The organism is Collimonas sp. OK412, from assembly GCF_900112135.1.
GTDB lineage: Bacteria > Pseudomonadota > Gammaproteobacteria > Burkholderiales > Burkholderiaceae_D > Collimonas > Collimonas rhizosphaerae.
This window is the reverse complement of record NZ_FOLC01000001.1, coordinates 375,245-400,234: the sequence shown is the minus strand read 5'-3', so window position 1 is coordinate 400,234 and position 24,990 is coordinate 375,245. Positions and strand designations below refer to the sequence as shown.

Annotated in this window: 26 protein-coding genes; 2 read left to right on the top strand and 24 right to left on the bottom strand. The window is 60.8% G+C overall.

Features of this window, described 5'->3' with window-relative positions; genetic code table 11:
• Positions 1-15 precede the first annotated feature (15 nt).
• From hisS to ndk, 6 genes are all read right to left on the bottom strand, one after another.
• The gene (hisS, locus tag BM062_RS01745; RefSeq protein ID WP_092392421.1) at positions 16-1,398 is read right to left on the bottom strand and encodes a histidine--tRNA ligase; all 1,383 of its coding nucleotides are present in this window, start codon (positions 1,396-1,398) and stop codon (positions 16-18) included.
• 40 nt (positions 1,399-1,438) lie between these two features.
• Positions 1,439-2,704, bottom strand: coding sequence for a flavodoxin-dependent (E)-4-hydroxy-3-methylbut-2-enyl-diphosphate synthase (gene ispG / locus BM062_RS01740; protein WP_092392419.1), 1,266 nt, complete (start codon positions 2,702-2,704; stop codon positions 1,439-1,441).
• A gap of 23 nt (positions 2,705-2,727) precedes the next feature.
• Positions 2,728-3,699 carry a helix-turn-helix domain-containing protein gene (locus tag BM062_RS01735; RefSeq protein ID WP_092392417.1) on the bottom strand — a complete coding sequence of 324 codons (972 nt, stop codon included), beginning with the start codon at positions 3,697-3,699 and terminating at the stop codon, positions 2,728-2,730.
• Positions 3,692-4,534: a type IV pilus biogenesis/stability protein PilW gene (pilW, locus tag BM062_RS01730; protein ID WP_092392415.1), complete on the bottom strand. Its 843-nt coding sequence runs from the start codon at positions 4,532-4,534 to the stop codon at positions 3,692-3,694. The genes BM062_RS01735 and pilW overlap by 8 nt, the downstream gene beginning before the upstream one ends.
• On the bottom strand, positions 4,531-5,706 hold the full coding sequence (rlmN, locus tag BM062_RS01725; RefSeq protein WP_092392413.1) for a dual-specificity RNA methyltransferase RlmN: 1,176 nt from the start codon (positions 5,704-5,706) through the stop codon (positions 4,531-4,533). The genes pilW and rlmN overlap by 4 nt, the downstream gene beginning before the upstream one ends.
• 86 nt (positions 5,707-5,792) lie before the next feature.
• Positions 5,793-6,200 carry a nucleoside-diphosphate kinase gene (gene ndk, locus BM062_RS01720; RefSeq protein WP_014005898.1) on the bottom strand — a complete coding sequence of 136 codons (408 nt, stop codon included), beginning with the start codon at positions 6,198-6,200 and terminating at the stop codon, positions 5,793-5,795.
• Between the two features lie 259 nt (positions 6,201-6,459).
• On the opposite strand from ndk, the gene BM062_RS01715 reads away from it, so the two are divergent.
• Positions 6,460-7,155 (top strand): Bax inhibitor-1/YccA family protein, encoded by a 696-nt coding sequence (locus BM062_RS01715; protein WP_092392411.1) that lies wholly within the window; start codon positions 6,460-6,462, stop codon positions 7,153-7,155.
• 63 nt (positions 7,156-7,218) lie between these two features.
• Here the strand turns inward: BM062_RS01715 and rlmD are convergent, their stop codons facing one another.
• The 5 genes from rlmD to surE form a co-directional block, all read right to left on the bottom strand.
• The gene (gene rlmD, locus BM062_RS01710) at positions 7,219-8,568 is read right to left on the bottom strand and encodes a 23S rRNA (uracil(1939)-C(5))-methyltransferase RlmD (protein ID WP_092392409.1); all 1,350 of its coding nucleotides are present in this window, start codon (positions 8,566-8,568) and stop codon (positions 7,219-7,221) included.
• Between the two features lie 240 nt (positions 8,569-8,808).
• Entirely contained in the window at positions 8,809-9,834 is a 1,026-nt protein-coding gene (gene rpoS / locus BM062_RS01705; RefSeq protein ID WP_092392407.1) for an RNA polymerase sigma factor RpoS, read from the bottom strand.
• On the bottom strand, positions 9,835-10,812 hold the full coding sequence (locus BM062_RS01700) for a peptidoglycan DD-metalloendopeptidase family protein (RefSeq protein ID WP_092392405.1): 978 nt from the start codon (positions 10,810-10,812) through the stop codon (positions 9,835-9,837).
• Between the two features lie 83 nt (positions 10,813-10,895).
• Positions 10,896-11,777, bottom strand: a complete 882-nt coding sequence (locus BM062_RS01695) for a protein-L-isoaspartate(D-aspartate) O-methyltransferase (RefSeq protein ID WP_092392403.1) — start codon at positions 11,775-11,777, stop codon at positions 10,896-10,898.
• On the bottom strand, positions 11,774-12,511 hold the full coding sequence (surE, locus tag BM062_RS01690) for a 5'/3'-nucleotidase SurE (protein ID WP_092392401.1): 738 nt from the start codon (positions 12,509-12,511) through the stop codon (positions 11,774-11,776). The genes BM062_RS01695 and surE overlap by 4 nt, the downstream gene beginning before the upstream one ends.
• A gap of 220 nt (positions 12,512-12,731) precedes the next feature.
• On the opposite strand from surE, the gene BM062_RS01685 reads away from it, so the two are divergent.
• Positions 12,732-13,229 carry a polyhydroxyalkanoate granule-associated phasin gene (locus BM062_RS01685; protein ID WP_092392399.1) on the top strand — a complete coding sequence of 166 codons (498 nt, stop codon included), beginning with the start codon at positions 12,732-12,734 and terminating at the stop codon, positions 13,227-13,229.
• An 83-nt stretch (positions 13,230-13,312) separates the two neighbouring features.
• Here BM062_RS01685 and BM062_RS01680 read toward each other — a convergent pair whose 3' ends face one another.
• The 13 genes from BM062_RS01680 to BM062_RS01620 form a co-directional block, all read right to left on the bottom strand.
• Positions 13,313-13,975, bottom strand: coding sequence for a DUF799 domain-containing protein (locus tag BM062_RS01680; protein WP_092392397.1), 663 nt, complete (start codon positions 13,973-13,975; stop codon positions 13,313-13,315).
• Between the two features lie 10 nt (positions 13,976-13,985).
• Positions 13,986-14,345, bottom strand: coding sequence for a DUF4810 domain-containing protein (locus BM062_RS01675; RefSeq protein ID WP_092392395.1), 360 nt, complete (start codon positions 14,343-14,345; stop codon positions 13,986-13,988).
• A gap of 26 nt (positions 14,346-14,371) precedes the next feature.
• Positions 14,372-15,049 carry a CsgG/HfaB family protein gene (locus tag BM062_RS01670; protein ID WP_254784856.1) on the bottom strand — a complete coding sequence of 226 codons (678 nt, stop codon included), beginning with the start codon at positions 15,047-15,049 and terminating at the stop codon, positions 14,372-14,374.
• Positions 15,050-15,331: 282 nt separating this feature from the next.
• Positions 15,332-16,030 (bottom strand): 4'-phosphopantetheinyl transferase family protein, encoded by a 699-nt coding sequence (locus BM062_RS01665; RefSeq protein ID WP_092392391.1) that lies wholly within the window; start codon positions 16,028-16,030, stop codon positions 15,332-15,334.
• An 8-nt stretch (positions 16,031-16,038) separates the two neighbouring features.
• Positions 16,039-17,283: a beta-ketoacyl-ACP synthase gene (locus BM062_RS01660; RefSeq protein WP_092392389.1), complete on the bottom strand. Its 1,245-nt coding sequence runs from the start codon at positions 17,281-17,283 to the stop codon at positions 16,039-16,041.
• Positions 17,280-18,056 (bottom strand): 3-ketoacyl-ACP reductase FabG2, encoded by a 777-nt coding sequence (locus tag BM062_RS01655; protein ID WP_092392387.1) that lies wholly within the window; start codon positions 18,054-18,056, stop codon positions 17,280-17,282. The genes BM062_RS01660 and BM062_RS01655 overlap by 4 nt, the downstream gene beginning before the upstream one ends.
• Complete coding sequence (locus BM062_RS01650; protein ID WP_092392385.1) at positions 18,053-18,526, bottom strand: hotdog family protein; 474 nt, start codon at positions 18,524-18,526, stop codon at positions 18,053-18,055. The genes BM062_RS01655 and BM062_RS01650 overlap by 4 nt, the downstream gene beginning before the upstream one ends.
• Complete coding sequence (locus BM062_RS01645; protein ID WP_092392383.1) at positions 18,523-19,698, bottom strand: beta-ketoacyl-ACP synthase; 1,176 nt, start codon at positions 19,696-19,698, stop codon at positions 18,523-18,525. The genes BM062_RS01650 and BM062_RS01645 overlap by 4 nt, the downstream gene beginning before the upstream one ends.
• 2 nt (positions 19,699-19,700) lie before the next feature.
• Entirely contained in the window at positions 19,701-20,312 is a 612-nt protein-coding gene (locus BM062_RS01640; RefSeq protein WP_092392381.1) for a DUF3261 domain-containing protein, read from the bottom strand.
• Positions 20,303-21,535 carry an NAD(P)/FAD-dependent oxidoreductase gene (locus tag BM062_RS01635; RefSeq protein WP_092392379.1) on the bottom strand — a complete coding sequence of 411 codons (1,233 nt, stop codon included), beginning with the start codon at positions 21,533-21,535 and terminating at the stop codon, positions 20,303-20,305. Before BM062_RS01635 ends, BM062_RS01640 begins: the two co-directional genes overlap by 10 nt.
• Positions 21,519-23,948: an MMPL family transporter gene (locus tag BM062_RS01630; RefSeq protein WP_092392377.1), complete on the bottom strand. Its 2,430-nt coding sequence runs from the start codon at positions 23,946-23,948 to the stop codon at positions 21,519-21,521. The genes BM062_RS01635 and BM062_RS01630 overlap by 17 nt, the downstream gene beginning before the upstream one ends.
• Entirely contained in the window at positions 23,941-24,558 is a 618-nt protein-coding gene (locus BM062_RS01625) for an outer membrane lipoprotein carrier protein LolA (RefSeq protein WP_092392375.1), read from the bottom strand. Before BM062_RS01625 ends, BM062_RS01630 begins: the two co-directional genes overlap by 8 nt.
• The gene (locus BM062_RS01620; protein ID WP_092392373.1) at positions 24,555-24,986 is read right to left on the bottom strand and encodes an acyl-CoA thioesterase; all 432 of its coding nucleotides are present in this window, start codon (positions 24,984-24,986) and stop codon (positions 24,555-24,557) included. Before BM062_RS01620 ends, BM062_RS01625 begins: the two co-directional genes overlap by 4 nt.
• Positions 24,987-24,990 lie beyond the last annotated feature (4 nt).

The following is a 24,990-nucleotide window of genomic DNA, read 5'->3' as shown; positions in this document are numbered from 1 at the left end:
GTTTTTAGTGATGAATTAATGATGATAGTGGACGTGCCCATGGTCGTCGCCATGGTCGTGATCGTCGCCGGCGCCGACGATCTGGTCGACCAGATAATCGCTGACCGCATCGAAAGGTACGACACTTTGATTGCCGGCACTAGTTTTTTCGGCATCGCCATCGCCTTCGGCGCGCAGGGTCTTGACGGTCGCGGTCTGGTTCGCCACTTCGTCCTCGCCGATAATGATGGCGTAGGCAGCGCCGCTGGCGTCAGCGCGTTTCATCTGCGACTTGAAGCTGCCGCCGGCATTGGACGAGGCGCAATGTAGCACAACATCCAGTCCGGCATTGCGCAAACGCTCGGCCAGCACGAACGATTGCAGCTGTGCTGCTTCGCCCTGGTGCACCAGATATACATCGCATTCGTTGCGCACGGCTTGCTCGCCGTTGGCGCGCATCAGTTCCAGCAAGCGCTCGACGCCCATCGCAAAACCACAGGCGGGGGTCGGCTTGCCGCCGAACATTTCCACCAGCGGATCGTAACGGCCGCCGCCGCATACCGTGCCTTGCGAACCGAGCTGGTCGGTGACCCACTCGAACACGGTGCGGTTGTAGTAATCCATGCCGCGCACCAGCCGTGGGTTGATGGTGAAAGGAATATTGTTGTGGTTCAGGATCTTTTGCACGCCTTCAAAGTGCGCCAGCGATTCCGCGCCCAGGTAGGACAGCAGTTGCGGCGCGCCGTTAACCATTTCCTGCATGACCGGATTCTTGGTGTCCAGGATGCGCAACGGATTGGAATGCAGGCGACGTTGCGCATCGGTGTCCAGCAAGTCCTTGTGCTGTTCAAAGTAGGCGATCAGGTCGGCACGGTGGCGGTTGCGTTCCTCCGCGTCGCCGATCGAATTCAGTTGCAGCTTCACGTCCTGCAAGCCGAGGTCGTCCCACAGCCGCTGGCACATCATGATCAGTTCGGCGTCGATATCCGGACCGGTAAAGCCGAGGGCTTCGGCGCCGACCTGGTGGAACTGGCGGTAGCGGCCGCGCTGCGGGCGCTCATGGCGGAACATCGGGCCGTTGTACCAGAGCCGCTTGGGGCCGTCGTAAGTCAGGTTATGTTCGATCGCGGCGCGCACCACGCCGGCAGTGCTTTCCGGACGCAAGGTCAGGTTGTCGCCGTTCATCGAATCGGTAAACGAATACATTTCCTTTTCGACGATATCGGTCACGGCGCCAAGGCCGCGTGCAAACAAGGCGGTAGGTTCGACGATAGGCGTGCGGATTTTCTGGAAACCGTAGCTCTTCAGCACCGATTCCACCGTGTTTTCAAACAATTCCCACAAGGCAGCATCGGCCGGCAGGATATCGTTCATACCTTTTACGCCGACGATTTTTTCGGCTTTCTTATTTTCAGACATTCTTTTTCGATACGCAGGTAATGATTAATATTTATTCGGATCAGGCTGCTGCCTGGCCGTAGTGGCTCTTCACGTAATCCAGCACCACTGCCTGGAACTCTTCGGCAATCCGTTCGCCGCGCAGCGTCAGTTTTTTCTCGCCGTCGATGAACACCGGCGCCGCCGGCGATTCGCCGGTGCCAGGCAGGCTGATGCCGATGTTCGCATGCTTGGATTCGCCCGGGCCGTTCACGATGCAGCCCATCACCGCCACATTCATGCCTTCGACGCCGGGGTAGGCTTTTTTCCAGACCGGCATCTGATCACGCAGATAGGTCTGGATCTTGTCCGCCAGGTCCTGGAACACGGTCGAGGTGGTGCGGCCGCAACCCGGACATGCAATCACCATCGGCGCGAACTTGCGCAAGCCCATGGTTTGCAGGATTTCCTGGCCGACGATCACTTCCCGCGTGCGGTCGCCGCCCGGTTCCGGCGTCAGCGAAATCCGGATGGTGTCGCCTATGCCTTCTTGCAGCAGCACCGACAACGCTGCGGTCGAAGCGACAATGCCTTTGCTGCCCATGCCGGCTTCGGTCAGGCCGAGATGCAAAGGATAATCGCAGCGCCGCGCCAATTCGCGGTAGACGGCGATCAGGTCCTGCACGCCCGACACCTTGCACGACAGGATGATGCGGTCGGCCGCCAATCCGAGCTCTTCGGCGCGCTGCGCGTTTTCTATCGCCGAAGTCACCAGTGCTTCATACATGACTGCTTGCGCCGGCCATGGCTGGCTGCGCAGGGCGTTTTCGTCCATGATGCGCGCCAGCAGCGCCTGGTCCAGGCTGCCCCAGTTGACGCCGATGCGAACCGGCTTGTCGTACCTGCAGGCGGCTTCGATCATCTGTGCGTACTGCGTGTCGCGCTTGGCGCCCTTGCCGACATTGCCCGGATTGATACGGTATTTCGACAATGCCTGGGCGCACTCGGGAAAGTCGTTCAGCAAGGTATGGCCGTTGTAGTGGAAATCCCCCACCAGCGGCACGTCTATCCCCATCTTGTCCAGTTGCTCGCGGATCGCCGGCACGGCCGCCGCCGCTTCCGGATTGTTCACGGTGATGCGCACCAGCTCGGAACCGGCGCGCGCCAGGTCCTTGATCTGGATCGCGGTGCCGATCGCATCGGCGGTATCGGTATTGGTCATCGACTGCACCACCACCGGCGCGCCGCCGCCAACCACGATCTTGCGATCGCCATAGCTGATCGTTGCGCCGCGGCTAAGACGGCGCACGCTGGGGCCTGAACTTATTGGCAAATTCGTCTGCGGCATGGGCTGCTCTCTTTCCATCACGCTTATTTCAGGTTCAATCTGGCCACATTGGTTTTGGAACCGGCCTTGAGGTCAACCGGCACGCCGCGCAGCGTCGCGTCGACGCCCGCAAGATTGCCGATGATGATATTGACCGGCTGCGACATATCCACCGTTTCGGCACTGCCCGCCTTGGCCAGGCGCGAGATCAGCACGGTATTGTCGGCGCGCTTGATTTCGACCCATGAATCCTGGCGGAAGTTCAGGCTCAGCTCACCGCCGCCGGCTGTCGCCGGATTCACGACCTGGGTGTTCGCCGGCACTGCATTGACACCGGTTTCGGACACCGCCGCCGCACTCGCAGCGGGAGCAGGAGTGGCAGTCAAGGCCGCATTGGCCGCCGTATCGACAGCTTGTGTTTCGACAGCCTGCGTTTCGACAGCTGGTGCAACTGCCTTGTCTTCCGTGCTTGCCGCGCTGCCCGCGGCAGCCGATTTTTCAGCCAGCGACTGCAGCGTGTTCTGCACCACGGGAATCACATCCAGCCGTATCGCCACCGCCAGCAGCAACAGCAGTACCGCCAGCACCACCAGCCATTTATAAGCAAATTTATTGCGGCCCATCAAACTAAAACGGGATTCGGAGAAAGGCGTCGACAAGGGACTGCCATGCACCGTGCTGGCTGTCGGCTGCGCAGTCACGGCCGGTGAAATGGTCGCCAGCAAGGCGGTCGCATCCAGGCCCAGCAGCTTTGCGTAGGAACGGATAAAGCCGCGTGTCATCACCATGGTAGGCAACGCAGCGTAATTATCGTTTTCCATGGCGTCGATCTGGCGCGGCGCCAGCTTCAGGTGGCTGGCCACATCCTGCACCGACCAGCCCAGTTCTTGCCGCCTGCCGGCCAGCTGCTCGCCGAGCGAGAGCTGCCCGGAATTGGCGCCGGCGGTTTCAGGCACTGCGCTTGCCTCGCCTGCGAGGTCGGCATCCGCGATTTTCAGCTGTTCAGGCTCACTCATCAAACGCCCCGCGCTGATATGCGGCGAATTCAGGGGAACCACCAAAACGACGGCGCAATTGCGTCGCCAAACTTGCCTCTGCAGCTGTGTCACCCAACTTGCGCTCCACTTTGATGGCTGTCCATAATGCTTCCGCATTCTGCACATCGGTTTTCAATACGAGGCCGATATAAAACCGGGCCCGTTCATAATCGTTGCGGTCATACGCCAGCTGCGCCAGCTTGGCGTTCGTCAGGGGATTGCTGGCATCGAACTGGAACGCCTGTGACAGGTAGCGCTGCGCCGCCACGGTATCGTTGAATTTGAGGCTGCAGACACCGGCGTTGGTCAGGGCTTTTGCCGGCGACTGGTAGTTGCGGCTCTTCAGCGCCGTCTCGAATTGCGCGATCGATTCCTTGGCACGGCCGTTCTGGCACAGGAACCAGCCATAGTTGTTGGCGTAATCCGGATTGCTCGGCGACAGCCGCAGGGCGTGCTGGAAATTATCGTCGGCCAGGCGATTTTCAGACATCTCCATGTAGATCAGTCCACGCACGCTATAGGCATCGCCCAATTCAGGATCTGCCACCAAAGCCTGCTTGATTTCGTCCAGCGCGACTTCCAGCTGGTGCTGTTCGTAATAACCGATCGCCAGCTGCAAACGAATGCCGGCGCGGCGCTGCGCTTCGGTCTGGTCCGAGCTGGTCGCCAGTTCGCGGCGCGAACCACCCTCGCTGTCGCTGCTCGACGGTGGCGTGGTGCAAGCACTCAAGCCGGTCAATAACGACAAGGTAGCCGTGGCGAACACCAGCCGGCTTTGCCAGCTCCCTAGCTTGCTGCTTACTTTTTCTATCACTGAGACACCTCGATGATACGGCCAAAATTCTTCCCGAATTTCTGTTGATATTCGGTCATTTTCTGCATGCGTTCCTGCACCCTAGTCCGGTCTTGCACTTCGCCGGCGAGCTGGCCGCAGGCAGCGTCGATGTCGTCGCCGCGCGTCTTGCGCACGGTGGTGACGATGCCGGCGTCCATCAGGACCTGGGCGAAAGCCTTGATGCGCGGATTGTTCGAACGCTTCAATCCCGACTCGGGAAAAGGATTGAACGGAATCAGGTTGAATTTGCAAGGTACGGCTGGCCCGCCTGCGTGGCCCTGCACCAGGGCGACCAGTTCGCGCGCGTGGGCGTCGGTATCGTTGACGCCATCCAGCATGCAATATTCAAAAGTGATGAAATCGCGCGGCGCGAATTCCAGGTAGCGCTTGCAGGCCGCCATCAGGTCGCGCAGCGGATATTTCTTGTTGAGCGGCACCAGGCCGTCGCGCAAGGTGTCGTTGGAAGCATGCAGCGATACCGCCATCGCTACCGCGCAGTCTTGCGACAGCTTGTCGATCATCGGCACTACGCCGCTGGTGGACAAGGTCACGCGGCGGCGCGACAGGCCGTAGGCGTTATCGTCCAGCATCAGCTTGAGCGCGGTCACCGTCGGCTCATAGTTCAGCAAAGGTTCGCCCATGCCCATCATCACCACGTTGGTGATCTGGCGCTCGCCTTTATGGCCGGGCTCGATGCCCTTGGATTTGCGCAGTTCAAACTCGGCCATCCATAACTGGCCGATGATTTCACCGACCGTCAGGTTGCGGCTGAAGCCTTGCTTGCCCGTGGAGCAGAAGCGGCAGTTCACGGCGCAGCCGGCCTGGGTCGAAATGCACAGGGTGCCGCGGTTTTCTTCGGGAATGAACACCGTCTCCACCGCATTGCCCTGGCCGACGTCGAGCAGCCATTTGCGGGTGCCGTCGGTTGAAGTGTGATCGCTGATCACGGCGGGAGCGGCAATCATCGCCCGCGTCGCCAGCTTGTCACGCAATGACTTGGCCAGATCTGTCATTGCATCGAAATCGTGTGCGCCGAATTGATGGATCCAGCGCAGCAGTTGTTTTGCGCGAAACGGCTTCTCACCCAACTCGCCGCAATAAGCGGTCAGTTGTGCGGGATCCAGATCCAGCAGGTTGGTGAGAGCAGTCATGGCATTTCCAATTCAAAATAATTGCAGGACAGGGGCGCCGTGCGGCGCGCTTCCCTGCCCACAACTATGCAAAGCATTTAAAACAATTACGCTGGGAAGAAATAAGCGATTTCAACTTTCGCCGCTTCCACTGCGTCCGAACCGTGCACTGCGTTGGCATCGATCGAGTCAGCGAAGTCAGCACGGATGGTGCCTTTTTCTGCCTTCTTGGGATCGGTTGCGCCCATCAGGTCGCGGTGCTTCAGTACTGCGTTTTCGCCTTCCAGCGCTTGGATCATCACTGGGCCGGAGATCATGAAGTCGACCAGGTCCTTGAAGAAAGGACGCTCGCGGTGAACCGCGTAGAAACCTTCTGCTTCTGCGCGCGACAGGTGCGTCATGCGGGCAGCAACGATTTTCAGGCCAGCGTTTTCAAAACGGGTGTAAATCTGACCGATTACGTTCTTTGCCACTGCGTCCGGTTTGATAATCGACAGGGTGCGTTCAATTGCCATCTGAAAAACTCCAATAAAATGAAAGGGTTAAGCTGCTTATTTAAATGACTGGTTAATAGTTCAATCAACCTTTGATTTTAACACGAAACACCCATGTAGAATCGTCAAAACCAGCCAAAACGCAAGCCGCATGCCATAGAAATCCCTTAAAAAAGGCTTGAGAACCACTTTGCGGCGTTGTTGTCTCATGTAATGATGCTGAAGTAGATGCTATGATCGCAACAGTTTAATACTTTTGCAATTTCCAAAGGAGTCCCTGATGAACCCGAACCTGCAACCGACCTACTCTCCCGGCAGCACCGCGCTGAGCGTACAGCACCGCGTGCTGCGCAACACGTACTGGCTGCTGGCCCTGTCCATGCTGCCGACGATTGCCGGCGCCTGGCTGGGGGTACAGATGGACTTCAGCTTCTTCGGAAAAAGTCCGCTGATCGGCTTCATGGCCTTCATGGCCGTAGCGTTTGGTTTCTTCTATGCAATTGAAAAGACCAAGAACTCCGGCTGGGGCGTGCTGCTCCTGCTCGGCTTTACTTTCTTCATGGGCCTGATGCTGTCGCGCCTGATCGGCCATACGCTGGTCGGCTTCTCGAACGGCGCCTCGCTGATCATGATGGCTTTCGGCGGCACCGCCAGCGTATTTGTCGTCATGGCAAGCATCGCTACGGTCAGCAAGCGCGATTTCTCGAACATGGGGAAATGGCTGTTTGCCGGTGTCGTGGTGCTGCTGCTGGCCTCGCTGGCCAATGTCTTCCTGCAGATCCCGGCGCTCTACCTGGCGGTATCGGTGATCGCCATCGCGATTTTCTCGGCCTACATCCTGTACGACGTGCAACGCATCATCAATGGCGGCGAAACCAATTACATCTCGGCAACGCTGAGCCTGTACCTGGATGTCTATAACATTTTTGTCAACCTGCTGTCCCTGCTGGGAATCTTCGGCGGCAATCGAAACTAAGTAATGCTGCATGCAATAAAAAACCGGCCAAAAGGCCGGTTTTTTATTGCCGAGCGAGTCGCATCAAGGCAAATCGAACACCGCGATCGATTCCACATGCGCGGTATGCGGGAACATGTTCACCACCCCGGCCTGGCTCAGGCGATAGCCGCCGGCGATCAGCAAACCGGCGTCGCGCGCCAGAGTCGACGGATTGCACGAAACGTACACGATCCGCTTCGGCATCAACGCCGGATCGATTGCCGCCAGGCCAACGATCGCTTCGCACACTGCCGCTGCACCGTCGCGCGGCGGATCGATCAGCATGCGGTCGAATTTGCCCAGCGCAACAAAATCCTCCGGACTCGCTTCAAACAGATTGCGGCAATAAAAAGTAGTTTTGGCCGACAGCTGGTTGACCGCGGCATTCTCGCCGGCACGGTTGATCAGCGCCTGGCTGCCTTCGATCCCGACCACCTGCTGCGCCTGCGTCGCCAACGGCAGCGTGAAATTTCCCAGGCCGCAGAACAGGTCGGCGACCCGTTCGCCCGGCTGCACATCCAGCAAACGCAAGGCGCGCGCCACCAGCACCCGGTTGATCTGATGGTTCACCTGGGTGAAATCGGTGGGCTTGAACGGCATGCGCACACCGAATTCGGGCAAGGTATAGTACAGCTCGCCCTGCTCCGGATAAAACGGATAGGCGCTGTCCGGGCCCGCGGTTTGCAGCCACCAGTTCACACTGTATTGGTCGGCGAATGCCTTCAATTTGATTTCGTCGTCCGCCGTCGGCGTCGCCATGATGCGCAGCACCAGCGCCGTCACTTTGCCCTGCGGCCCCTCGCCTATCGCCAGTTCAATTTGCGGGATCTGGTCAATCAGGCTCAGCGACGCAATCAGGTGGCGCAGCGGCACCAGCATCGCTGATACATTCGGCGGCAATATTTCGCAGGTTTTCATGTCGGTGATGAAAGACGATTTCCGTTCATGGAAACCGACCAGCACCCCGCCCTTTTTAGGTACGTTGCGCACCGAAATGCGGGCGCGGTAGCGATAGCCCCAGGTCGGCCCGTAAATCGGCCGCAGCATGGATTCCGCCTTAACCTTGCCGATATGCCACAGGTTGTCTTCCAGCACACGCTGCTTGATCGCCACCTGCGCCGTCGGCTCAAGGTGCTGCATGGCGCAGCCGCCGCACATGCCGAATACCGGGCATTGCGGCTTCACCCGCAACACCGATTCCTTGTGCAAGGCGGTCATGGTGGCCGCTTCCCATTTCGGCTTCTTGCGATACGACACAAAACTCACGCGCTCGCCCGGCAAGGCGCCCTCTACAAAAATGACCTTGCCCTGGGTGCCGTCTTCATTTTGCAGGTGGCCGATGCCGCGCGCATCCATGTCGAGGGATTTGATGTCGATAGTATCTTGTTGCATAGGAAGCAGTTATTCGTCGCCAGGGGCGACAGCAGAAAGAAAATGGTGCGAGATTATAGCGCTAGCAGCCTGTCGGACTTAGGGGGTCGAAGCGAAAAAATAGCTGGGCGAGGACAGATTTTGCCGGATTCGCAGTGTCAATAGCCTAGCTATTGACCAAGAAGCCGGTGAAATATGGTCCGCCCAGGTATTTTTGCAGCCGATCATCCTAAGTCCGACAGGCTGCTAGGCCGGGCAGGTTTAAAGAAAGGAGTCTTTGCCGACGCCTTTGGCGCCCAGCAAGCGTTTCAGCTTGAGCAACGCTTCCTGCTGGATCTGCCGCACCCGCTCGCGGGTGACGCCGATTTCGGCCGCCAGCTCTTCCAGCGTCGACGGATCGTCGTTGTCCAGGCCGAAGCGGCGCATGATGACGTTGCGCTGCTTATCGGTCAGCTTTTCCAGCCAGACCCGGACCAGGATCGACATTTCCTGCTGTTCGGCGCGCGAATCGGGATTTTCCTCGGTCGCGCTCGGCAGCAGGTCCATCAAGCTGGCCAGCGGATCCTGGTCCAGCGGCGCATCCAGCGATGCCGCGTGTTCGGACAGGGCCAGCACATCCTGCACATCCTCCACCGGCCGGTCCACCAGGTGGGCGATGTCTTCGGCGCTGGCGTCCTTGCCATCGTGGTGCTGTGCTTCCAGATGGTATTTGGCGCGCAGGATCTGGTTCAGCTCGCGCACCATGTGCACCGGCAAACGCACGGTGCGCGCCTGGTTCATGATGGCGCGCTCGATGCTTTGGCGTATCCACCAGGTAGCGTAGGTAGAGAAACGGAAACCGCGTTCCGGCTCGAACTTGTCGATCGCCCGCATCAGGCCCAGGTTGCCTTCCTCGATCAAATCGAGCAAGGCGACGCCGCGGTTGATATAGTGCTTCGCAATCGAGACCACCAGCCGCAGGTTGTGCTCGATCATTTTCTGCCGGGCTTCAAAATTGCCTTGTTTCGCCAGGGTGGCGAAATGCACTTCTTCGGTCACCGACAGCAGCGGCCGGGTGCCGATCTGGTTCAGGTAGTGCTGCGTGGTGTCGGTCGACAGCTCGGCGGCAAGGACTTTCTTGAGCTCCTCGACGCCATCGACCACCACCACCACGCCGTCGACCACGACTTCGTCGTCGACGTCCGGTTCGGCGGCGACAGCATCAACATCATCTTGCCCGTCATCGGCAATCTGCTCCGATGCATCGTCAAGCTCGTCATCCTGATGATCTGTCGGCCGTTTGCTCATTTATCGACTAGGTAAGAATTTCGATGGATCCACAGGTTTGCCTTGCTGGCGGATTTCGAAATGCAGCTTGACCGCATCGCTGTCCGAATTACCCATTTCGGCAATTTTCTGGCCCTTGCTCACCGTCTGCCCCTCTTTTACCAGGATGCTCTTATTATGCGCGTAAGCGGACAACAAGTTGCTGGTATGTTTGATGATAACCAAATTACCGTAGCCGCGGATGCCGCTGCCGGCATACATTATCTTGCCGCCGGCCGCGGCGACCACGGCCTGTCCGGCTTTGCCCGCGATATCGATGCCTTTCTTGCCCTGGTCGAAAGCGCCTACCTGCTTGCCTTCCGCCGGCCACATCCAGTCCACCTTGTCTTCGTCGCCGGATGCCGGCGCGGCTGTCGAGGCTGCGCCACCGGCAGCTGCGGCAGTGGCAGGCGCCGCCACGGCCGGCGTCGGCGCCGGTTTCGGCGTCTCGCTGGACGGCCCGGCATCGGGCTTTTGCAGCTCAGCCAATGCGCTGTCGGAATACGGGCGCTTGTCGCCGCGCGGTCCGCTCTTGTTGCCGCCGCTGGCGGCAGCCGCTGCCGACGGCGCGGATCCCAGAGAACGCACCTCCACCCCCGAACCGGAAGCTACGCTGCCGGTCTGGGCGCCCCCGGCCGAACCGGAACCGCTACCCGGAGGCTGCACCCGCAGCACCTGGCCAACCTTGATGTCGTTGGCGTTGTCCAGCTTGTTCCAGGCCACGATATCGCGATAGCTCTGGCCGAATTCAAGCGCGATCCGGTACAAGGTGTCGCCCTGCTTCACTGTATAAGTACCGCCTCCTTCAGCGGCCCGCGGTGTTTCCGGCGCAGCCGCGGTAGCTACCGCACCGCTGCCGCCTGGCCGACGTTCGACTACCGGCGCCGGAGTGCGCGGAGTGGTACAGGCGGCCAGTGTACCTACCATTAATCCCAAAGCTATAAAGCGTGTTTTCTTCATTCTCATTACATTAATTATGTATATGCGACATGGTCGCTGATTATTCGTCAATTCATTCGTCAATGCATTTTGACCGTCGCCGCTCAAACCGTTCCGGCACGCAAAGGCACAAAATGACAGTCTTCCAGAGTGGTGCTGGTCCAATCAAATTTACTTGTACGCTGGATGAGCTGCAGTACCTGGTGACGGGCGCCGACCGGGGCCACCAGGCGGCCGCCGATCGTCATCTGGTCCAGTAAGGCTTGCGGTACTTCGAGGCCGGCTGCTGCCAGGATGATACCGTCGAACGGCGCCACCTGCGGCAGCCCAAGCATACCATCTCCGTAATGCAAACGGATGTTGGCAATCCGCAGCGGACGCAAGTTGCTTCTTGCCAGTTCGTGCAAGGGCTTGATCCGTTCTATCGAATAGACTTCCTTCGCAACCAGGGACAGCACCGCTGCCTGGTAACCGCAGCCGGTGCCGATTTCCAGCACGCGGTTCAAGACCCCGCCTTGCTGGTTGTCGCGCATGATTTCGATCATGCGCGCCACGATGTAAGGCTGCGAAATGGTCTGGTGGTGGCCGATCGGCAGCGAGGCGTCGATGTATGCCTGGCTCGACATGCCCGGCTCCATGAACATGTGGCGCGGCACGGCCGCCATCGCGGCCAGCACCTTGGCGTCGCTGACGCCTTGCCTGGCGACCCGCTCCACCATGGCTTTGCGCACCCCGTCGGAAACCATCGAACCCGAGCGGTCGACATGGCTTGCGGTCTGCGCCGGCCGTGCCATCGCCTTGCTTGCCGGTGCTGCGGGCGGCGTGCCGGCGGCAGTCCGCGGCGTCGGCCGGGAGTTTTCCCAGGCGGCATTTTTTGTTGCCGTCTGCGGCGTCGCGACGCTGCGTTTATTCTGGTCGGTGCCGGGCTTCTTCTTGTCCGCAAGCGACGACAGCGTCAGCGGAAAACGCTTGGCCTTGTCGGTCATGACAAATCTTTCCTCAGCGCAGCCAGTTGCGCCGCATGGGTCAGGTCTATCTGCAAGGGAGTAATCGAGACGTGGCCGTTGGCCGTCGCATGGAAATCGGTGCCCTCGCCGGCATCGCGCGCCGCGCCGGGCGGCCCGATCCAGTAGATGTCGCGGCCGTGCGGATCCTTGTCCTTGATGACCGCCTCCGATTCATGCCGCTTGCCCAGGCGGGTCGCCATGATCGGTTTCAGCTGGTCGTAAGGCAGGTTGGGAATATTCACGTTCAGCAGGTAAGGCTGCGGCAGGTTGGCGAAGCGGCGCTCGACGATCTCCCGCGCCACCATGGCCGCCGTCTCCAGCTCGTCCCAGCCTTTGTGCAGTTGCGAAAAAGCGATGGCGGGAATGCCGAACAGGAAGCCTTCGGTGGCAGCCGCCACCGTGCCGGAATACAGGGTGTCGTCGCCCATGTTCTGGCCCTGGTTAATGCCGGATACGATCAGGTCCGGCCGAAAATTGAGCAAGCCGGTCAAGGCAATGTGCACACAGTCGGATGGCGTCCCATTGACAAAATAGAATCCGTTTTCGGCGCGCTGCACGGATAAGGGCCGGTCCAGGGTCAGCGAATTGGAAGAGCCGGAACGGTTGCTGTCCGGGGCCACCACCACGATTTCGGCTATCGGCGCCAGCACATCCGCCAAGGCGATGATACCCGGCGCCAGGTAACCATCGTCGTTGCTGATCAAAATTTTCATAACTGGATTTTACCCGAAGCAATGTTACTCATTTATGAAGATTTTGGAATTTTACCGAAGTGCCGTTTAAAGACACTTTGACCGGTGTTTTAGTTGCCATTCCCCTATGCAAACAAGGCAATTGCAACATTATGTTGCGCCGCCACATAAAAGCCACAGTGAATGCTTAAAAAGAGGTATTGTTAGCGCTATCAAGGCTATTTAGGCCTAAGGAGTCACAATGAAATCGTACCGAGTCCGCAACACCGTCGTCGCCAGTCCTTTGAGCGCCTGGACCGACCTGCTGTTCAAAACCGGGGAAATGATGAATGCCTCGGCTGAGGTAATTGGGCATCGCACCGCCCGCATGGCCCTGGCCGGACCGGCGCCAAGCCAGAGCGACCGTCATGAATTCAGCCTGATGAGCCAGGAAAAAATGGAAGCCGCAGCCGAGTCCGCACATGCCATGGCGATCCGCATGATGAGCTTGCACCAGGAAGTGGCCCGGCTGGCGATCCAGCACATGCTGGACGGCACCGCCAACCTGTTGTCGGTGGCTAGCAGCAGCACGCTGCATCAGTCTGGACATCGCCAGAGCAAGCTGGCGCACGACACCATGCGCAACTCGGCGGAAGCCGTGTCGCAGTTGAATACCTCGCTGGCGCACATTGCGCAAACCGGCCTGCAGCCGATCCATGCGCGCGCAACCGCCAATGCGAAGCGCCTGAAGAAACTCTGAGTAACTAAAAAACCGCTGGCTGGATAATCGGGATATTGGGCAACCAACACCCATGCCAAACCGCGGCATGGGCACAAGCTGCATCAGTCGGTGCCGTATTTCGGTGAATGCGGACCGTACAGGATGCCGTTAGGCTGGCGCGTCGACAGCAGGCGCTGGCTGGTCAGGGCTGCAATGTCGTGGCCCCTGTCAGAAACGCTATTGACGATCTGGTTGACGGCCGCCGCAACCAACGCTCCGATCAGCCCACCCCCGCTGTTATTGTTTGCTTCGGCGCTGGAAGCGCTAGCGCTGCCGGACCACAGCAATTCGCCGCTTTTCAAATCAATCAGCTTGGCGTTGGCGGTTACCACGACAGCGCTGTTGATCACCGTATAGACCGAACCATACTTGCTGACGGTGACGTACAGCGCCGCATCGGCGCCGAAGATTTCCTGCAGCTTGGCCGGTGCTATGGCATGGATGTCGTCAGCGGCAGTCATGCCGTTTTGCTTGAGCGTCTCATCGACCAATGCCACCGGCAGCACGTAATAACCGGCTTCAGCCAAGGGATAGCTCATTTGCGACAGCATGCTGTAGGTCGCCTTGACATCCGGCGACTCATTCAACGGCGGCAAGATCAGGATGCTCTTAGGGCGGCTTTGCTTGAACGCCGTGTAGTCAAGCTGCTTGACCGGCGCGGCACACCCTGCGGCCAGGACTGCCAGCGACAGGCAAACAAATGATTTCAGAATCTTCTCTAACATGTCTATCCTCTTATTTTTTGAATTTTCGCATCAGGAAATCCATGTAAGCCGATGATTCCGGAAACAGTTCTTTCTCTGTCTGGAACTCCTGGACCACTTGCTCCTCTTTCCCCAGGCTGGCATACAGCATGCCCAGCTGGGCGTGGTAGCCCGGCGGCGGCATGTTTCCTGCCGCACGGATTTTCTGCAGGTCGCGCTCCAGAGCCGTCACCTGTTCTACCGAAGCCTCCCCCTTGAAGTATTCGTAGACTTGCGGCTGATAACTTTCCCACTGATAAAGCGGTTTAGGTGCGGTCTGGCAGCCCGCCAGCAGGGCGCAGGCCGTCAGCGCAAATGGCAGGACATGCCGTTTTGCAAATTTGTTCTTCATGATAGTTGACGTGTTCCGGGTTATTGTTATTTAGTCGGCTGCCAAGCGCCGGAATCGATTGCGGCGACCAGGTTATTGATGGCTTCACGCATCGCCAGGTCGAGCACTTTGCCGTTCAGCGTGGAATCGTAGCTCGCGGTGCCGCCAAACCCGATGATCTCGCGCGCGGCCAGATTGTATTCGCCCGCTCCCTGGGTGGAGAACACCACCTCGGAAGTCTTGATGTTGACGATGTTCAGGTTCACCTTGGCATAGGCAGTCTGCGTCTTGCCGCGGCCGAGGATGCCGAACAGCTGCTGGTCGCCGACTTCCTTGCGGCCGAATTCGGTGACGTCGCCGGTGACGACAAAATCGGCGCCCTTCAAGGCCTGGGCCTGCTTCTTCAGCGCGGCCTCTTGCTTGATCTCTTCCATGTTGTCCCGGTCCAGGACACTAAAACGATTGGTCTGCTGGAGATGCGTGATCAGAATGGTCTTGGCCTGTCCTCCAAGGCGGTCGACGCCATCGGAAAATATGCCGCGCATGTAGCTGGAGCGGTTGTCAAACTTGCCCACCGCAATCTGGGTGCGCGCGCCATTGTAGGGCTTGTTGGCTGTCTCTACCTTCTGCACCGGCAGCGCATTGGACGTTTCGGTTGCACAGCCGGCCAGCGCTGACAGCAATGCAGCAGCGGCCAATACCGGAATCACTCTGATTTGTTTCAATTGCTTCTCCAAACTTCCCCCTAGGGGCAATCGATAATATGAAATAGCTGAATGCCTGATTGATGTTTTCAACGGCAATCCACCTCGCCTGCTGACCATCTTCGAATTGACATTTCAATTCGGAAAGTTGTCAAGGCGCAAAACTTAACACTCTTATAAAACTTCGTCCATAAAAAGAATGTGATTTTGCAATGATCAACACTGTGTTGTTTTTTTGAGTAGCCAAATATGGCCATGCGTGGGCAAGGAGCCGCGCCGTCGGGCAGGAAACCGCCCAGGGAATTAACTGCCGTTCAGTTGCTGCAGCCAGGCTGCCGGGCTTGCCCCGCTCAGGCAAATCCGCCGCACCGGATACAAACGATCGCGGCTGCACAGGGCAATCGCCAGGCCATGCTGCACCCAGGTGCGCGCGTGCCATGCCGGCCCCGACCGCAAGCGCATGCCGGCGGCCACCTGCTCAGGCAATGGCGCCTCGCTGCCCTGGCTCGACATGAGTTTGAAGAGAGCCTCTTTGCTGCTCCACAAGGCGTAGAAATCCGCCACTTTATCTTGCGCGGCACGGCTGGATAACCAGTTGCTCTCCGCGGCGGAAAAAGCGGCGCGGCCAATGGCGTCGACGTTGCGGCCGGGATCCAGCATCTCTATGTCGAGGCCGAGCGCCGTATCGATGCTGGCCGCGCAGGCGACCCAGCCGCGACTGTGCGACAAGCTGAAATGGGGAGCCACAGCCGCCGGCAGCCGTATCAAGGGCGCCTGGCTTTTACGCTCGGTAACCTGCACGGCATCAAATGCGGCTCCAGCCAGGTGCGCGGCGGCGAAGCGCAACAATATCCGTCCCAGCAAAAATTCGCGCTGGCGTACAGGCCGCACAAAACGCCGGTAACGCAACAGCTCCGCCTCGCTCAGGCAGGCAAGAAAGCGATCGCGCTGATCGTCCGCCAGGTGATTCGCGTCGTGCAGCAGGATGACGGCGGACGGCATCGGCGATGCTAGTCCAGGCGCTTGAATATCAATGATGTATTGATGCCGCCAAACGCAAAATTGTTCGACATCACATAGTCGCACTGCAAGCTGCGGCCCTGGTCGACGATGTAGTCCAGCTCTGCGCACAGCGGATCGAGCTGCTTCAAGTTGATGGTCGGCGCAAACCAGCCGGAGCGCATCATTTCGATAGCCATCCAAGCCTCCAGCGCGCCGCATGCCCCCAGGGTGTGGCCGGTATAACTCTTCAGCGAACTGATCGCCACCTGCCGGCCGAATACGGCGGCGGTGGCATGCGACTCGGCGATATCGCCCTGCTCGGTGCCGGTGCCGTGGGCATTGATATAGCCGATCGCGCTTGCAGGCAAACCGGCGTCGGCCAGCGCCAGCGTCATCGCCACCTGCATGGTGTCGGCGTTCGGATGGGTGACGTGGCAACCGTCGCTGTTGGTGCCGAAGCCGACGACTTCGGCGTACATCTTGGCGCCCCTGGCGCGTGCATGCTCGAAATCTTCCAGGATCAGGCTGCCGGCGCCCTCGCCGATCACCAGGCCGTCGCGGCTGCTGTCGAACGGGCTCGGCGTCAAGGCCGGCGTGTCGTTGCGCACGCTGGTGGCGAACAGGGTGTCAAATACCGCCGCTTCGGTGGCGCACAGTTCCTCGGCGCCGCCGGCGACCATGATGGCCTGGCGGCCGCTGCGGATCGCTTCATAGGCGTAGCCGATGCCCTGGCTGCCGGAAGTGCAGGCGCTGGACGTCGTGATCACGCGCCCGGTGATGCCGAAGAACACACCGATGTTGACCGGCGCCGTGTGCGCCATCATCTTGATGTAGGTGGTGGCGTTGATGCCGCGCGTGCTGCGTTCGTCCATCATCCTGCCGAAATCGCCGATCGCCTTCGGCGTGCCGGCGGACGAACCGTAGGCCACGCCGCAGGCGCCGCTTTTCAGCACCGGATCGTCAAGCAGGCCGGCATCGGCCAGCGCCAGTTCGCTGGCGCGGGTCGCCATCAAGGCGACCCGTCCCATGCTGCGCATGGTCTTGCGGGTATAGCGCTCGGACAAGCTGAATTCAGCGGCCGGCGCCGCCAGCTGGGTGTTCAAGCCATCGTAACCGGCCCACTCGTCCATCCGCACGATGGCGTTGCGATAGCTGCCGAGGTGGCTGCGGATGGCGTCCCAGTCGTTGCCGATCGGGCTGATGCCGGCCATGCCGGTCACCACTACCCGCCGCTCTGTCAGCGTGCGCGTCATGCCATGCCTCCGTTGACCGAAATCACCTGGCGCGTAATGTACGCAGCATCGGCATGCATCAGGAAGGCCACCGTCGCCGCTACCTCTTCCGGCTTGCCGACCCGGCGCGCCGGAATCAGCTTGAGCGCCTCGTCCAGCGGCACCTCGCTGAGCATGTCGGTATCGATCAGGCCGGGAGCGACGCAATTGACCGTGATGTTGCGCTTGGCCAGTTCGATCGCCAGCGCCTTGGTGGCGCCGATGATGCCCGCCTTGGCGGCGCTGTAGTTGACCTGGCCGCGGTTGCCGATCAATCCCGACACCGACGCCAGGGTGACGATGCGGCCAGGCGCGCGCCGTTGCACCATCGGCATCACCAGCGGATTGAGCACATTGTAGAAACCGTCCAGGTTGGTCTTCAGCACCAGGTCCCAATCCTCGCCCGGCATGGCAGGAAACGCATTGTCGCGCGCCACCCCGGCGTTGCATACCACGCCGTAATAACAGCCGTGCTGCTCGACATCCGCCAGCAAGGTAGCGGCGCTCGCCTGGCGGTCGCCTATGTCGAATTGCAGGACGCGCGCTTGCACGCCCAGCTCCCGCACCGCTTGCGCAACGGCGTCGGCTGCCGCGCGCTGCTGGTGGCAATGCAAGACGATATCGTAGCCCTCGCGCGCCAGCCGCAATGCAATCGCCTTGCCGATGCCACGGCTGGAGCCTGTGACCAGCACGCTCTGGTTCGGGCGGGCAGCCGGCGCTGCCGGGTTCGATGCCAAGCTTGTTTCCAACATCATTCAGTACTTCCCTCAAGAAAAACAGCCGCGTCAGCCGGCTGGAACACGGTAATGGTAGCGCTGGCCAGCTGCTGCCCGGCGGCATGGATGCGGCATTCGAACGATCCTATCCCATTGTCGGCCTGCAGCAGCCTTTGCACATGGACTTGCAGCACGCTGCCGACGGCAAAACCGGGGCAGCCGGCTTCATAGCGCCGCGTACCCAGCAAGAAGCCGATTTTGACCGCTTCGCCGCGCAGCTGTGCGGCATACCCGGCATAGGCGGCAATCGCCTGCGCCATATATTCGACGCCGACCCAGGCCGGCACGCCCTGCCCGTCGCAAAACAGGCTGTCCTGACGGATCGTCACCTCCGCCAGCAACTCTTCCGTCCCGGCTTCCAGCAACCGGTCCAGCAGCACCATGGCGCCGGAATGCGGTAAAAAACGGCGGATATCCAGGGACTCCATCACGCTCGGCTGATCCATCATTCACGCCCCAGCAGCAAACTTGCATTGGCGCCGCCAAATGCGAAAGAGTTACTCAACGCCCAACGCAACGGATGTCCGAGGCGCGCGCCGACCGGCTGCAGGTTCAGCTGCGGCAGGCGGGGATCGCCGGCGCCGTCCCACAAATGCGGCGGCAGCTCGCCCTGCGGGTTGTTGTCCTGCATCGCCAGCCAGCATAAACCCGCCTCCACCGCGCCGGCGGCCCCCAGCGCATGCCCGGTAAACGGCTTGGTCGAACTGAGCGCCACATGGTCGGCAAACATTGCGGCGATCACGCGGCCTTCCATGGCATCGTTCTGCATGGTGGCCGTGCCATGCAGGTTGATGTAATCGATTTGCCGCGGGCTCACGCCGGCGCGCGCCAAGGCTTGTTCGATCGCGCCGCGGGCGCCGGCACCGGACGGATCCGGCGCTGAAATATGATAACCGTCGGAAGATTCACCCCAGCCGCGCAGGCTCACGGCGGCCTCTACCTTGCTCATTAAAAACAGGGCTGCGCCCTCGCCGATATTGATGCCGTTGCGATTGGCGCTGAACGGGTTGCAGCGCGTTGCGCTGACCGATTCCAGGGCGCCGAAGCCGGCCACGGTAAATGCGCACAGCGAATCGACGCCGCCGGTCAGCACCGCGTCGCACAGCCCCATCCCGATCAGGCGGGCGGCGCTAGCCATCGCCTTGCTGCTCGATGCGCAGGCGCTGGAATGCACATAAGCGGGCCCGGTCACGCCCAGCACCGATGCCAGGGTAGCGGCCGGCGATGCCATTTCTTGCTGCTCGTAAGCAAAATCGGCGGGGAATCCTGCATTTTGCAAACGATAGCGAAACGCCGCTTCGCTCTGCGCGATCCCGGATGTACTGGTGCCAAGCACAATCGCTATCCGATCCGCGCCAAATTGCCGGATGGCGGCATCCACTTGCGGCCGGATCTGCGCCAGCGCCGCCAGGGCCAGCTGGTTGTTGCGGCTGCGCTGGCCCGGCGGCAGCGCGCTGATATCGGGCAGCGCGCTCTCGACGCAGCCCAGCGCCAGCTCCCGACCCGGCGAATAGTTGCTGGTCATGGCGACGCCGCTGTCGCCGGCGAACAGGCGGCGGCTGATCTCCGCGTGGCTTTCGCCAAGCGGACACACCATGCCGAGTTGATTAAGATAAAACATGTTTATGGCGTTGCAGTTGGCAAAGAAGCAGCAGGAGCGGCAGCATCGCTGACCGACTCGATCGTCAGGTGGTAGTGATAGCGCAGGTTATTCAATTCCACTTTACCGTCCCATGGCGTCGGCGCGCTGTAGTCGATCACCATGACCGGCTCTCCCTGCAGCGACAGCGTGCGCCGCAATCCTTGCTGTTCGATCTGCCAGCCCGGCGGCAACGCCTCGCGGATCGCCGCCAGCGGCCACAACGTCAATTGCGTATCTTCCATCACATCCTCCACCCGCACCTGGGATGGCAGCATGGGATGGCGCCAGGACTGCAACGTCTTGCCATCATAATTCATGCTCAGCACGCGCTGGCCAAGCACCAGTCCAACCATGCTGAACTGCTGCCGGTCGACTTCCAGCGCGGCGTCAAGCTGGTCGACGCGGCCATGGCGCTCTACCGTCAAATGCTGCTGCAAGCTGATATCGGCGCCCAGGGACGCCGGCGCCAGCTTCAGCCCCAGCCGCGCCGGCGCTTGCGTGGCCGGTGCAGTCGTGCAGGCGGCAAGCGCCAGCAGGCAGGCCGACAAACCCAAACGCAGCCAGCCGCTGCGGCAAGCCAGATTCAACTGCATATTTCCTCCAGAGCCTTCAGGCGCCGCTTGCTTTCCTTTGCATACGGATTGCTGTCGTCCCAGGCATAGCCGGCCAGGATGGCGGCAATCATGCGGCGCACTTCCGGCTGTTGTTTTTCATAAAAAATGACTTTTTGGAAACCGCCCGAATACCAGGAATCGACAAAGGTACGGAAAGTATCGACGCCTTTTTTCAACGGTATCGCATATTCGCTTTCCCAGTCGACCGTTTCACCTGCGAACTGGCGCTGCAAGGCGGCGGCAGCCAGGCTGGCCGACTTCAGCGCGATCGTGACGCCGGACGAAAACACCGGATCCAGGAATTCCCCGGCGTTGCCGAGCAAGGCGTAACCCTTGCCCCACAAGGACCTGACGTTGGAAGAATAACCGACGATCTGGCGTGCCGGCGTATCCCAGGCGGCGCTCCCCAGCAAGGCGCGCGATGCCGGATCCTGCATCACCAGCGCCTGCAGGCGTTCGGTCTCGCTGCCTTTGAATTGTTCCAGGAACGCGGTTTCCGCCACCACGCCGATCGAACAACGGCCGCCGGCAAAAGGAATCAGCCAGTACCAGACATCGCAATGTTCAGGATGCACCGTGATGCGGATCTTGTTGCGGTCGAAACCAGGCACGGCGATGCCATCTTCGATGTGGGTGAAAATGGCGCCGCGCACCGGGAAATTCGATGGCGACTCCAGCTGCAGCAGGCGCGACAGCACCCGGCCGAAACCGCTGGCGTCCAGTACAAAACCTGCTTCCACAGTATATTCCGAACCCTCCGCATCGCGTACGGTGACGCGCGGCTTTTCGGCAGCGCCGTCAAACGCCGTGACAGTGTGCCGGTAACGCACCTGGACGCCCTGGCGCTCTGCTTCGTCGGCCAGCACCTGGTCAAACTGGGCGCGCTGCACCTGATAGGTGGTGCCCCAGCCCGCGGAGTGCTTGTCGCGGAAGTCGAAATCGGTATAGCGCTCTCCGCGCACGAACGCGGCGCCGTTCTTGTACTGGAATCCCGCTTCCACCACGGCTTGCAGCATGCCCGCCTGTTGCAGGTATTCCATGCTTTGCGGCAGCAGGCTCTCGCCTATGCTGAAACGCGGGAACTGTTCCCGCTCCAGCACCAGCACCTGCCGCCCTTGCTTGAGCAGCAAGGCTGCCGCCACTGAACCTGCCGGGCCGGCGCCGATCACCAGGACATCGCATTGTTCAATTCTTGTCTGCATTTTCTATTTCCTGTTGTGAATCGTGGCTAAAACAAGGGGCGATCAGCCAAACGACCGCAATGCCGATCAGCATCGTGAATCCGAACGCATGCAGCGGCGGCGTCGCCGACAAGGCCAGCAAGCCGAACGACAGCAAGGCGCTGGCGGCCGACAGGCCGACCGTGAGCCAGGCGAAGCGTTCGCGCTGCATGCTTTGTTCCTGCAAGAAAATGCCATAGTCGACGCCCAGGCCGAGAATCAGCATCAGCGCCAGTACATGGAACAATTGCAAGGGCTGTCCCAGCAAGCCAAGCGCGGCCAGGGTTGCGATGCTGGCGACCGCCGGCGGCGTCAGCACGCGCCAGGCAGCGCTGCGATAACGGGTAAACAGCAGCAGGAAGATCGCCGCATACGCGCCTAGCAGCACCCATCCCATATATTGCCGGTAGTAGCCCAGGACCGACGATATTTCACTCACCTTGTCGACCCACGACACGCCCTCCAGCTGCTCGGCGGCCTGTTTCAGGAGCGGCAGGTTGCCGTAATTGTCCAGCCCGCGCAACGCCACGATGCTGGCATAGACGCGGCCTTGCGCGCCCTCTACTTCTCCCAGCCAAAGATGGCGCGAAGGCTCGCTGGCAGCGCTCTTCAGGAACTCAGCCGGCGTCAGATCGCGGCCGCCGTTGGCGCTTGCCGCTGCGCTCAGCGCCCGATCGCGCATTTGCGCAACCCAGCTGCCGTCTTCGCCCAGCTGCGCGGCCAACGCCTTCAAGGGACCGTCGGCAGCAAGCAGGGCTTGCGCAACCAGGGCCCGGTTCGCCGCTTGTTCCTGCATCGAAGGTATCCAGTTGGACATCGCCTGGTAGCCGCTGATGGCATGCTTGGCAATCAAGGGTTCCAGGCGCTGTTTCAATCTTTCCTCGCGCTGCAATACCTGTTCCGCGCTGGCGCCGCGCACCAGGTAGAACTGCACCGGCGTTGGCGCATCGAGCAGTTTGCCCAGCTTGATCTGGTCCGCCAGCAGCGCTTTTGGCGGCGTCTGCAGGGAGCGGATATCGTCGTTCACCGTCAGGCGCATCATGCCGGCCACGGCAAAAATGCCGAACAGCAGCACCGCCAGCGCAGACCCGCGATTCAAGCGCAGCAACGGCCAATGGCGCCGGGTCTGGCCGAACCAGCCGGCAAAGGCGGAACTCTGCAAGGTATGCGCGGTTACCAGGGACGGAAACCAGAAAACCACCGTCAGCCAGGCAAACAGCAGGCCCAGCACCGAGAATACGGCCATCTGCCGCAAGCCTGGAAACGGCGTCAGCGCCAGGCCGACATAACCGATCACTGCTGCGGCCAAGGTCAGCATCAAGCCTGGCATCAGGCGCCGCAGCAGCTGCCACGACCCTAGCGACTGGCCGGCGGCGACGCGGCTGCACAGGAAATAAATCCCGTAATCCTGGGCCACGCCGATCAGGCTGGCGCCGAACACCAGGGTCAGCAAATGCACTTGTCCGAAAATCATCCAGCACAGGGAAAACGACGCCAGGCAGCCGATGCCTATCGACAGCACGATCAGCGCAATCGGCCGCAAGGAACGGAAGGTCAGCCACATCAGCAGGATGACGCCGAGCAGCGAACCGATGCCGATGGTCGACATTTCCCGGCTGGCCTGGGCGCTGCCGGCGCCGGCGTGCAACACCACCCCGGCACTGACCAGCTCGACCGCCGGCACGGCCTCGCGGGCGGCGGCGGCGGCCTGCTCCAGCAGCGGCAATAACGCCTGCTGGGTCGCCATCGAGAATGCCGGCTGCCGCAAGTTCATCAGCAGCACGATGTAAGGACGCCCCTTGCCTTCCACGAACAGGTAGCCGTCGCGCGGACGCACCGGCGTTTCTTGCGCGCGCGCCTGCACCCAGCCGGCAAACAAGCCGAAGGGATCGTCTTGCCATGCGCCCAGCTTGGGGCCGGAGAATGGGCTGTACAGTTGCTGCAAGGCGGTGTCGATCCAATACTTGGACGGCTGCCGGTGCAGCGCTTCCTGCTGCGCCGGCGTCAGCAGGCTGAGCCGCATCTGCTGCGACGGCGCCAGCCAGTCTTGCTGGTTCTGCGCCGACAGCTGGACCCCGCTCTGCAGCAACGCCGGCTGCCTGGCCAGCACCGCGCCATAGGCATCGGCGGCTGCGCGGGCATGTTCCCAGTCGTCTGCGCCGACCAGCACGATCAGCCGTTGCTGGGCAGCGTCGACCATGTGGGTGAACGCCTGCTGCAGCACCGGGTCGCGCTGCTCCACCGGCAGCAAGGCCATGATGTCGGTATCCGGCACCACGCCCTTGACCAGCCACAGGTAGCCGCCATGCGCCAGCAGCAAGGCCACCGCCAGCGCCCATGCCAGCGCCGCGCGCCTGGCCCAGCCGGCGCTGCCGCCATGGCTGGGATTACTCAAATGCCGCCCCTTCTTCAGCGCTCATGGCGCCGCTGCCGCTCTGCAGCGCGGAAAAACTGATTTCGGTATGATCGCCGCTGGCTTCGTCGATGCTCACGGTCTTGACGTATGCGCCGCCAGTCAAGGCCAGCGTACCGATCGCCTTGGCCAGCGCCGGCTCGCGCGCCTTCAGCGCGACCTTCCAGCTATTGCCCTGGACGCTGCCATCCAGCTCAAACAGGGTTTCCAGCTGGCTGAGATCGCCCGCCAGCAATGAAAACAGCACACTGTTGATCATCCTCACCACCGGCTCCTGCTTGGCGTCCATGCGCATCGCAACCCGGCCGCCCTGCATCTGCACGATCTCGTCACGCTTCAGGCGCAGCGTATTCGGGAACGGCTGCAAGGTACGCCACAGGACGCCCTTGCCGTTGACCACGCAAAAACGGCCGTTGGACAACAGCGGTTTCTTGATGCCGACCAGCTGCTTGCTCTGGTCGAAGCGGCCGCACAAGACCGGCGGCCGCGCCAGCATTGCCTGGATTTTCTCCACCGGCGCGGCGGCAAACGCCGGCCATGCGGTACAAGTCAAAAGGACGGCGCCAAGAACAACAGTGAGGCTTCGTTTCATATCTGTTCGATTCCTAATTTTTGAAATAGCACGGGAGGCGATGCAAAGCACATTTCACCGCTCGCAATCTCCACCGCCACCTGGGTGGTGGTGCCGCGGGAAAGCCGCTGGCCGCTGGCGCTGTCGGTAATCACGTAGGCGATCCGGAGCCGGTTTTCCCATTCGATGATGCTGGCGCGCACCTTGATGCGCTGCCCGAAAGTCGCAGGATGGGCGTAGCGCAGGTGCAGGTCGATGATCGGCCAGGCATACCCGGACGCCTGCATCTGCGGATAGTTGTAGTCCAGTTGGTCCAGCAGCGCGCAGCGCGCCACTTCCAGGTATCGGACGTAGTTGCCGTGCCAGACGATCTGCATCGGATCGAGATCATAGAATTGCACTTGCAGTTCCAGCTCCGCCGACCAGCGGTGTTTATCCAGGTTTGCCATGGCC